The organism is Pseudotabrizicola sediminis, from assembly GCF_004745575.1.
GTDB classification, from domain to species: Bacteria; Pseudomonadota; Alphaproteobacteria; order Rhodobacterales; family Rhodobacteraceae; genus Pseudotabrizicola; species Pseudotabrizicola sediminis.
In genome coordinates this window covers 1-1,085 of the sequence record NZ_RPEM01000049.1, presented here as the reverse complement: position 1 = coordinate 1,085, position 1,085 = coordinate 1, and the positions used below count along the sequence as shown (strand labels likewise).

At 59.8% G+C, this 1,085-nt stretch carries 2 protein-coding genes; both read left to right on the top strand.

Features of this window, described 5'->3' with window-relative positions; genetic code table 11:
- Nucleotides 1–280, top strand: a 280-nt coding sequence (locus EEB11_RS19240) for a DUF6522 family protein (protein ID WP_245299018.1), incomplete at its 5' end; no start/stop codon positions are given.
- A 101-nt stretch (nt 281–381) separates the two neighbouring features.
- The gene (locus tag EEB11_RS19715) at nt 382–780 is read left to right on the top strand and encodes a hypothetical protein (protein WP_167852823.1); all 399 of its coding nucleotides are present in this window, start codon (nt 382–384) and stop codon (nt 778–780) included.
- Nucleotides 781–1,085 lie beyond the last annotated feature (305 nt).

Genomic DNA, 1,085 nt, shown 5'->3' with positions numbered 1-1,085 from the left:
AGAAAAGATCGCACCATCAAAACCTGGGATCAAACACCTAGTTTGGTCATTCAACTTTCTGTCGATCAGAACGGCACCAATGTTCTGTAAGGTGCGCGCTGGCGAGGTCACCAGTCTGTGCGAAGCTGGAGTGGACGCGGACCTTGGCCGCTGTCGGCCGATCTTCCGCCATGCGGGCCGGGCGCTGCGGCTGACCGTAAATGCAGGCGGCGAGGTGCTGACGCGGGCTATGTTTCCCGTCGGCGTCGCCAAGGCCATTCGCACCCTACCAGCCGATTGAATGCGACGGCTTCGGTCCGTCCACCGAACGAAGCCACTCGGCCTTGTGGGCATCAGACGTGCGGTGATCCAGGCGGTGTCTTGCGCCAAATGTGGATCGCAATGCCGATGTTCGAAGCTGACATTCTTTGTCTGGAGGCGCTTGACCGGCTTTCCCGGGGTGACTTTAAGGCGGCAGGCAAGATACTTGACCATGGAATGCACGTTTGCGCGATGGGCAGTTTCGGGGCGGCAAGACTGGACATTGCCCGCTTGAGCCTGGGCCTTTCCGTAGCCGGTAATGCCTTCAATCAGAACGAATTCGAGGCCGCCTTCCGCGTCATTCTGATGTGCTCCAGCGATGAGGAGACCGTTCGTCCTTCGTCATCTGCAACTGATAGGCCCGCAGATCCTCTGGCGTGGCTGTATCCGGAGATCGCCCCGGGAAAGACGCGAAATGCTTCGCCGGGTGTCTGCGCGAGGTTCGAGGTCGGAAAAGAAAGGAGAGCAACGACCGCATAACGTGAAATGACGCCCCCGGACGATGCAGCGACGCTTTGAATTGCGTCAGGGTGGAAGAGACGAGAGGCATTTCTGTCTTCCTTTAAGGTTGCGTGGGGCCCGAACGGAACACTCGACCACGAGCTGAGCAGCACGAGTTCCGCGGCGAACAAGACTGCCCCGGATGCGGCGGCAATTACGGTGGCAGGACAGGACAAACGAAGGGCATCTGGCAGCTGCGCCTGGACGTTCAGCTTCGCGCGGCAGGCGGCGGGCCCCGGTCAGGTGAGCTACTCCCCAACTCTTGGACAGATTTCCGGCTGATT